This is a genomic window from Burkholderia sp. E168m23 (assembly GCF_016586125.1).
Taxonomy (GTDB): domain Bacteria; phylum Pseudomonadota; class Gammaproteobacteria; order Burkholderiales; family Burkholderiaceae; genus Burkholderia; species Burkholderia orbicola.
In genome coordinates this window covers 1-7,926 of the sequence record NZ_BCPP01000233.1, presented here as the reverse complement: position 1 = coordinate 7,926, position 7,926 = coordinate 1, and the positions used below count along the sequence as shown (strand labels likewise).

At 68.1% G+C, this 7,926-nt stretch carries 7 protein-coding genes and 1 pseudogene; all 8 read right to left on the bottom strand.

The features are described from left to right. Positions 1 to 592, bottom strand: a pseudogene (locus tag JMF90_RS14300) (haloacid dehalogenase-like hydrolase); the annotation flags it as partial. 224 nt (positions 593 to 816) lie between these two features. Beyond that, positions 817 to 1,644, bottom strand: a complete 828-nt coding sequence (gene pyrF, locus JMF90_RS14295) for an orotidine-5'-phosphate decarboxylase (RefSeq protein WP_011544549.1) — start codon at positions 1,642 to 1,644, stop codon at positions 817 to 819. Between the two features lie 39 nt (positions 1,645 to 1,683). Beyond that, positions 1,684 to 2,745, bottom strand: a complete 1,062-nt coding sequence (locus JMF90_RS14290; RefSeq protein ID WP_201316695.1) for an aldose 1-epimerase — start codon at positions 2,743 to 2,745, stop codon at positions 1,684 to 1,686. Positions 2,746 to 2,795: 50 nt separating this feature from the next. Then, the gene (locus JMF90_RS14285; RefSeq protein WP_053525679.1) at positions 2,796 to 3,611 is read right to left on the bottom strand and encodes an SDR family NAD(P)-dependent oxidoreductase; all 816 of its coding nucleotides are present in this window, start codon (positions 3,609 to 3,611) and stop codon (positions 2,796 to 2,798) included. A gap of 27 nt (positions 3,612 to 3,638) precedes the next feature. Continuing rightward, complete coding sequence (gene araH / locus JMF90_RS14280) at positions 3,639 to 4,655, bottom strand: L-arabinose ABC transporter permease AraH (protein WP_011544547.1); 1,017 nt, start codon at positions 4,653 to 4,655, stop codon at positions 3,639 to 3,641. A gap of 78 nt (positions 4,656 to 4,733) precedes the next feature. Further along, entirely contained in the window at positions 4,734 to 6,245 is a 1,512-nt protein-coding gene (gene araG, locus JMF90_RS14275; protein WP_201316694.1) for an L-arabinose ABC transporter ATP-binding protein AraG, read from the bottom strand. A 67-nt stretch (positions 6,246 to 6,312) separates the two neighbouring features. Beyond that, a complete protein-coding gene (locus tag JMF90_RS14270) occupies positions 6,313 to 7,308 on the bottom strand; it encodes an arabinose ABC transporter substrate-binding protein (RefSeq protein WP_006476957.1) in 996 nt (331 codons plus the stop codon). Between the two features lie 111 nt (positions 7,309 to 7,419). Continuing rightward, the coding region (locus tag JMF90_RS14265; protein ID WP_201325181.1) for an SDR family oxidoreductase at positions 7,420 to 7,926 on the bottom strand (507 nt) is incomplete at its 5' end.

Genomic DNA, 7,926 nt, shown 5'->3' with positions numbered 1-7,926 from the left:
GCCGCGCGAGCTCCTCGTGCGCGGCCGTCATCACGTAGACCTCGATACCGTTCTCGCGCAGCGCGTTGTACAGCTCCTGCATCCCGCGAAAGAAGCGCGGCGGGTTCACCGTACCGTCGACGACCTTGTCGCCCTGCCAGTAGCGGATCGGGATCGGCTTGCCGTCGGCGAGCATCGCGTCGATGTGGCGCTTCAGGTCGGCGAGCGACTGGCCGGCGAACGCCTGCGCGATCCACGGATAGCAGACCAGATCGTCGATCTCGCACAGCCGGTAGTAATAGCTCGTCAGCGATTCCTTGTAGTCGGCGGAATCCTTGAACGGGATCAGCTTCAGCGACGGGTCAAGCGAGTCGCGCGTCAGCACGCCGTGGTTCTCGAGGTACGGCAGCAGTGATTCCTCGAGGTCGTAGCGGTAGGTCGTGTTGTCGGCGTCGAACACCGCGTAGTCGCCGCGGTTCGCGTGCGCGGCGATCATCGCGTTCAGCGCCTTCGCGCTGTCGGCGGGCCAGTGCGACAGATCCGCCGCATGGGCGAACGTCATGCACAGCGACGCGGCGAATGCGCTCAGAAGACGGCGGGAAAGCTTGGGCATGGCGTCGCTCCTTTTCTTGACATTTTTGTGACGGATCGGTGACAAGCGGCAGCATCGCGCGAATAAATTGCGCCCATGCGATACGGAAGCGACGGAAAGTTGTTCGCGTGCGCCAGGGAGAATCGAGGAAAGCGAAGGGGGAATGCGAGAGGCGGCGCCGGCCCTCGGCGCGGGGCCGGCGCCAACCGCCCGGCGGGCCCGCCGGGCGGTGTCGTGCGATTCGATCAGCGATGCGCGTTGATCGTGTCGCGGGTCTTCTGCGCGGCGAGCGCCGCGGCTTCGGCGAAATCCTCGCCCTTGCTCGCGTACAGGATCGCGCGCGACGAGTTGATCATCATCCCGGTGCCGTCGGCCGTGCGGCCTGCGTTGACGGTCGCCTGCACGTCGCCGCCCTGCGCGCCGATGCCGGGGATCAAGAGCGGCATGTCGCCGACGATCCCGCGCACGATCTCGATTTCCTTCGGGAACGTCGCGCCGACCACGAGGCCGAGCTGGCCGTTCCGCGCGTTCCACTTGTTCGCCGCGAGGTCGGCGACGACCTGGTACAGCGGCCGGCCGTTGGTGTCGAGGAACTGCAGGTCCGAGCCGCCCGGGTTCGACGTGCGGCACAGCACGATCACGCCCTTGCCTTCATGCTCGAAGTACGGCTCGACCGAGTCGTAGCCCATGTACGGGTTCACCGTGACGGCGTCCGCGCGATAGCGCTCGAACGCTTCGCGCGCGTACTGCTCGGCCGTGCTGCCGATGTCGCCGCGCTTCGCGTCGAGGATCACCGGCAGGCCCGGATGCTGCAAATGGATGTGCGCGATCAGCCGCTCGAGCTGGTCTTCCGCGCGATGCGCGGCGAAGTACGCGATCTGCGGCTTGAACGCGCTCGCGTACGGCGCGGTCGCGTCGACGATCTGCCGGCAGAATTCGAAGATCGCGTCGGGCTGACCGTCGAACTGCACGGGAAAGCGCGACGGCTCGGGATCGAGGCCGACGCACAGCAGCGAATTCGTGCGCTGCCACGCGGCGCGCAGCGATTCAATGAAAGTAAGCGGGGAAGACATGGCGGGTACTCGCGGCAAACCGTTGGTAGACCGCGTATTTTACCCGCGTCGCCGGGCTCCCTCGCGGGTCGTGGCATTGCTGCGCGCATCGGCGCGCTCGACGGTGAACGCGAAGCGCCGCGTGAGCCGCTCGCCGGGCGCGAGCAGCGTCATCCCGTGCGCGGCCGCGCCGCCCGGCAAGTTCACCGCATTGATCGGATGATCGACCGGCTCGAAGCAGAAGAAATCCTCGCCCGGCGGCGTATAGAGCACGTACGCGTCGGCGTCGGCCGCGACGGTCAGTAACAGCCGGCGGCGCGGCCAACTCACCGTCGCGTGGCCGCCCCAGCCGGTGAACGCGTGATTGACGAGCGTGGCCGGCAGCGGATACGCGACGCCGAACTGCCAGGCCGGCGGCACGCTCACGTGCCGCACCGGCAGGAAATCGGCGCCCGACAGCCACAGGCCGCCCGCCGCCGCGGCCAGCTCGGTCACCGCATCACGCACGAGGAACGGATGCACGCCGAGCCCGAACGGCAGCCGCGTGCGTCCCGCGTTCTCGATCGTCAGCGCGATCGACAGCGTCGCGTCATCGAGTTCGAACGACTGGATCGCGCGGAACGCATACGGCGTGCCGCCGGCACGGTCGAGCGACAGTTGCAGCGACGTGTCGGTCGCATCGTCCACCTGCCACCGCGCGAGCCAGCCGTCGCCGTGGATCGGCAGTGGCTCGTCGCGGCGGTTGCGCGGCACCGCGACCTTGCGCCCGTCGCATTCGAAGCGCCCGTCGCCGATCCGGTTCGAGTACGGCAGCAGCGGATAGCACGCGAGCTCGTTCGGGTCCGTCGCCGTCTCCGGGTGCTCGCAACGGCGAAACACCGGCACCAGCGCGCCGTTCTCGCCGCGCCAGTCGAAGCGCGCGATGCCGCCGCCGAGGTGCGGCAGCACGTCGAGCCGCAGCGACGCGTTCGACAGCGTGACGGCCGCCGCATGCGCGGCGCCGACGCCCTGCGCGAACACGGCCGTCTGCGGGCCGGGGCTGACCGGCTGGGCGGCGGCGGCCAGGCGCGCGCGGCGCGACTGGCTGGTGGACGACGATGCGCGCGAGGACGTGGCGGTCATGGTGAGCTCCTTTCCTTCGTCGAAGAAACGATGCAGGTCGGTGCGAACGGTCAGGCCCAGCCGCCATCGACGATCACGTCCTGCGCGGTGATCATCCGGCTGTCGTCGGCCGCGAGAAACAGCGCCATCCGGGCGAGGTCGGCCGGCAGCAGTTCGGCGTCGAGGCACTGGCCGGCCTTGATCGCCGCGCGGCCCGCGTCGTCGAGCCACAGCCGGCGCTGCTTGTCGGTCATCACCCAGCCGGGCACCAGCGAATTCACGCGGATGCCGAACGGGCCGAGATCGCGCGCGAGGCCGCGCGTGAGGCCCTGCACGGCCGCCTTCGCCATCACGTAGACCGGATAGCCGCCGTTCTTCAGCATCCAGCTGATCGAGCCGAGATTGATGATCGCGCCGCCGCCCTGCCGCTTCATGTCGTCGATCACCGCCTGTGCGGCGAAGAACTGGTGACGCAGGTTCACCGCGATGCCCGCGTCGAACGACGCGGGCGTCACGTCGCCGATCGCGTGGCGCGCGTCGTTCGCCGCGTTGTTCACGAGTACCGCGATCGCGCCGATGCGCGCGCGGATCGCATCGATCGCATGGCGCAGCGCGTCGACGTCGGTCAGGTCGCACGACAGGAACAGCGGCGCATGGCGTACGTGCGCGAGGCGTTCCGCGAGCGCGGCGCCGGCCGCCGCATCGAGGTCGACGAACGCGACGCGCGCGCCCTGTTCGGCGAAGTGCTCGACGAACGACGCGCCGATGCCGGTCGCGCCGCCCGTGATCAGCACCGCGCGATCCTCGAGGCTCGGGTAGCGCGCGAAACGCGCGTCGCTCGCGGCGTGCGTAGCCTGCGAGTCAGGCGCGGAAGTATCGATGGTCATGCGGGTCGTCTCCGTGGAAACAGTCGGTCAGTCGCGTACGCCGCGGTTCTTCAGCTGGTCGAGCAGCACGGCCGCGAGCAGGATCGCGCCACGCACCAGGTACTGGTAGAACGCATCGATGTTCAACAGGTTCATCACGTTCTCGACAGTGCCCATGATCAGCACGCCGATCACGACGCCCGAGATCGTCGCGCGGCCGCCCATCAGCGACACGCCGCCGAGCACGCACGCGGAGATCACGTTCAGCTCGAAGCCCTGCGCGGCGTTCGGCTGGCCCGACGTGATGCGCGACGCGAGGATCACGCCCGCGAGCGCGGTGACCGCACCCTGGATCAGGAAGATGTACACGCGCGTGCGTTCGACGTTGATCCCCGCGAGCCGCGACGCTTCCGGATTGCCGCCGATCGCGAGCGTGTTGCGGCCGTACACGGTCTGGTTCAGCAGCACGCCGAAGCCGATGAAGCACAGCAGCGTGACCCAGATCGGCAGCGACACGCCGAACATCGACAGCCCGCCGAGCGCGATGAAGGTGTCCGACGACACGCCGACCGCCTGCCCCTTCGACACGATGAAGCCGAGCCCGCGCACGATCTCCATCGTCGCGAGCGTCGTGATCAGCGCGTTGATGCGCAGGTACGCGATCACCGCGCCATTCACGAAGCCGATCGCGGCGCCGGCCGCGACCGCCGCGACGATCGCGACGAACGTGTTGTCGGTCGCATTCAGCACCATCGCGCACAGCACGCCCGAGAACGCGACGGTCGAGCCGATCGACAGGTCGAAGTCGCGCGACGCCAGGCAGAACATCATCGTGCACGCGACCATGCCGATCTGCGAGATCGACAGCGCGAGGCCGAGCATGTTGTCGATCGAGAAGAAGTGATCGACGGTCAGCGACATCGTGATGAACATCACCGCGAAGATCGCGATCAGGCTGTATTCGGTCAGATGCTGCCACCACTTCTGGCGGTCGCTCTGCTGCGGAACCAGCGCGTCGGCCGACGGCTTCCCGGCGGCGCTGGCAAGGTTTTCGTTGACTTGCATGGTGTGTCTCCTGCTCCTGCATCGCGCGGCCCGCGCCGCGCGTGTTCGATTCGAATGTTCCGGGTGTATCCGGCCGCGTCAGGCCGCCTCGACCGCGCTCGTCTGCGGCAGCGCGAGGTTCAGCACCGCGTGCTCGTTCGCCTCGGCGCGCGGCAGCTCGCCGGCGATCCGGCCTTCGCGCATCACGACGATGCGGTCGGACACGCCGAGCACTTCCGGCAGTTCCGACGACACCATCACGATCGCGCAGCCGCGCTCCGCGAGCCGGTAGATCACGTCGTAGATCTCGTGCTTCGCGCCGACGTCGATCCCGCGCGTCGGCTCGTCGAGGATCACGACCTTCAGGTCGGGCTCCGCGAGCCAGCGCGACAGGATCGCCTTCTGCTGGTTGCCGCCCGACAGGAAGCGGATCTTCTGGCGCCGGTTCGGCGTCTTGATCTTCAGCCGCTGGATGAAACGGTCGGCCGTTTCGCTTTCGGTCTTGCCGTTGATGAACAACCCCGCGCGCAGCGAATGGCGGCGGCAGCTGATGTTGATGTTCTCGGCGACCGACGCGATCGCGATGATCCCTTCTTCCTTGCGGTCCTCGGGGCACAGCACGATGCCGTGGCGGATCGCGTCGCCGGTGCGCTTCACGTCGATGCGCTTGCCGTCGAGCGTCAGCGTGCCCGCGCGCCGGCGGTCCGCGCCGTACACGAGCCGCATCAGCTCGCTGCGGCCCGCGCCGACGAGCCCGAAGAAGCCGACGATCTCGCCCGCGCGCACCGAGAAGCTCGCCGGTTCGCGCAGCGCCGGGCCGTCGATGCCTTCGGCGGAGAACCGCACGTCGCCGAGCGCGCGCGGCGCGTAATGGTAGATGTCCGCGATCTCGCGCCCGACCATCTCGGCGACGAGCCGCTCGCGCGGCACGTCGGCCAGCGCTTCGTGCGACGCGATCTTGCGCCCGTCGCGAAAGATCGTGCACGCGTCGCACAGCCGATAGATCTCGTCCATCCGGTGCGAGATGTAGATCAGCGCGCGGCCCTGCGCGCGCAGATCGTCGACCAGCTTGAACAGCACTTCCGTCTCGCGATGCGACAGCGAGCTCGTCGGTTCGTCGAGCGCGATCACGCGCGCGTTGCGCATCAGCGCCTTGCAGATCTCGACCATCTGCCGCTGCGCGATCGACAGCCGCCCGAGCCGCGCGTCGGGATCGAGATCGACGCCCATCTCGGCGAGCCGCTCACGCACGTAACGCTTCGCCTCGCGCTTCTTGACCCAGCCGAACGCGTTCGGCAGGCGGCCGAGCAACAGGTTCTCCGCGACCGTCAGGTCGGGCACGTACTGCAATTCCTGGTGAATCACCGCGATGCCGGCCGCGATCGACGCGGCCGCATTCGCGAACTGCACGGGCCGGCCGTCGACCAGCACGCTGCCCGCATCGGGCTGGTATTCGCCGCCGAGAATCTTCAGCAGCGTCGACTTGCCCGCGCCGTTCTCGCCCATCAGGCCATGCACCTCGCCCGCATGCACGTCGAACGAAATGCCGTCGAGTGCGCGCACGCCGGGAAATACCTTGCCGATATTGTCAAAACGCAGTGCCGCTGACACGTCGTCTCCCCACTTCCAGATCGATCGACCGCCGGCCGCCGCATCGCCGCGGCAGCCGGCGGGCCGCTTACTTCGATGCGAGCCCCATCTCCTCGCGCACCTTCGCCACGTTGTCGCGCGTCGCGAGCATGCCCGTCGTCAGCGTCAGCGGCGGCGGCGCCTTGCCCTGCGTGATCCACGTGTACATCAGGTCCGAAGTTTCCTCGCCGTGGCGCTTCGGGCTGATGATCACGGTGCCGTAGAAGCCCGTCGGCTGCGGCTTCTTGAACTCGTTCAACGCCGAATCGGAACCGCCGATGCCGATACCGATCATGTTGTCGGCCTTGAAGCCGCGCCCTTCCGCCGCGCGCACCGCGCCGAGCACGGCCTCGTCGTTCAGGCCGTACGCGACCCAGTGCTTGAACTGCGGGTTCTTCGTGAGCGCGATGTTCGCCGCGTTGAACGCGTTCTCCGTATCGGTCTTCGCCTGCGGCGCGGCGATCACGTTCGCCTTCGGGAAGCCCGCGGCGACCAGCGCGTCGGTCGCGCCGCTCGTGCGGTCGTGCGCGGTCGGCAACTGCTCGTAGGTGATGTCGATCGCGCCGACGTCCTTCATGTCCCAGCCGCGCTTCTTGATCTCGGCCGCGATGCCGTCGCCGACCTGCTTGCCGATGTTGTACGCGGAAATCCCCATGTGCGGCACCGACTCGATCGGCTTGCCCGCGCCGTCGACGAGGCGGTCGTCGACCGTCATCATCTTCAGGTTGTGCGACTTCGCCTTCGCGACGATGCCCGGCCCGAGTTTCACGTCGGGCGTGCAGATGACGAAGCCCTGCGCCTTCTGCGCGGACAGGTTGTCGATCGCGCTCATCACCTTCTCGCCGGACGGCGCGCCGATCTTCACGAGCGTGAAGCCCTTCTGCTTCGCGGCGATCTCGGCGAATTTCCATTCGTCCTGGAACCACGGTTCTTCAGGCTGCTTCACCAGGAAGCCGATCTTGACCGGGTCGGCCGCGTGCGCGACCGGGCTGCCCATCACCACCGCCGCCGCGGCGGCCAGCGTTACGAACGTTCTGCGTTTCATCTCCAGTGTCTCCTTGTTTTCATCGAACAGGATGCAGCCGCTTGTTGGTTTCGACGCAGCGTGCGCGCGGCCGTCGCACATGCGGTCTTTCGAATCGTTACGTCAATCGTGTCAGTCGTGATACAGCGCCGCGCGCCCGCCATCGACGGTGATGCACGCGGCATTGATGAACGGCGCCTCGTCGGACGCCAGGAACACGGCCGTCATCGCGACCTCCTCCGGTTTCCCGATCCGCTTCATCGGCTGCAGCGCGAGCGTCTCCGCGCGCGCGGCGGCCGGATCGGGCTGCGCGTCCCACCAGTCGCGCGTCAGCTGCGTCTCGATGTAGCCCGGGGCGATCGCGTTCACGCGCACGTTGCGCGCCGCGTATTCGATGCCGAGCGCGCGCGTGAGACCGAGCACGCCGTGCTTCGCGACCGGGTACGGAAAGCAGCCCGGGATGATCCTGAATGCATGCGTCGACGCGATGTTCACGATGCTGCCGCGGCCGCGCTCGACCATGCCCTCCAGCGCCGCGCGACAGCCGTGCCATACGCCGTCGAGATCGACCGCGAAGCAGCGCCGCCAGTCGTCGTCGGTCATCGTCAGCGGATCGGCGAATACGTTGATGCCCGCGTT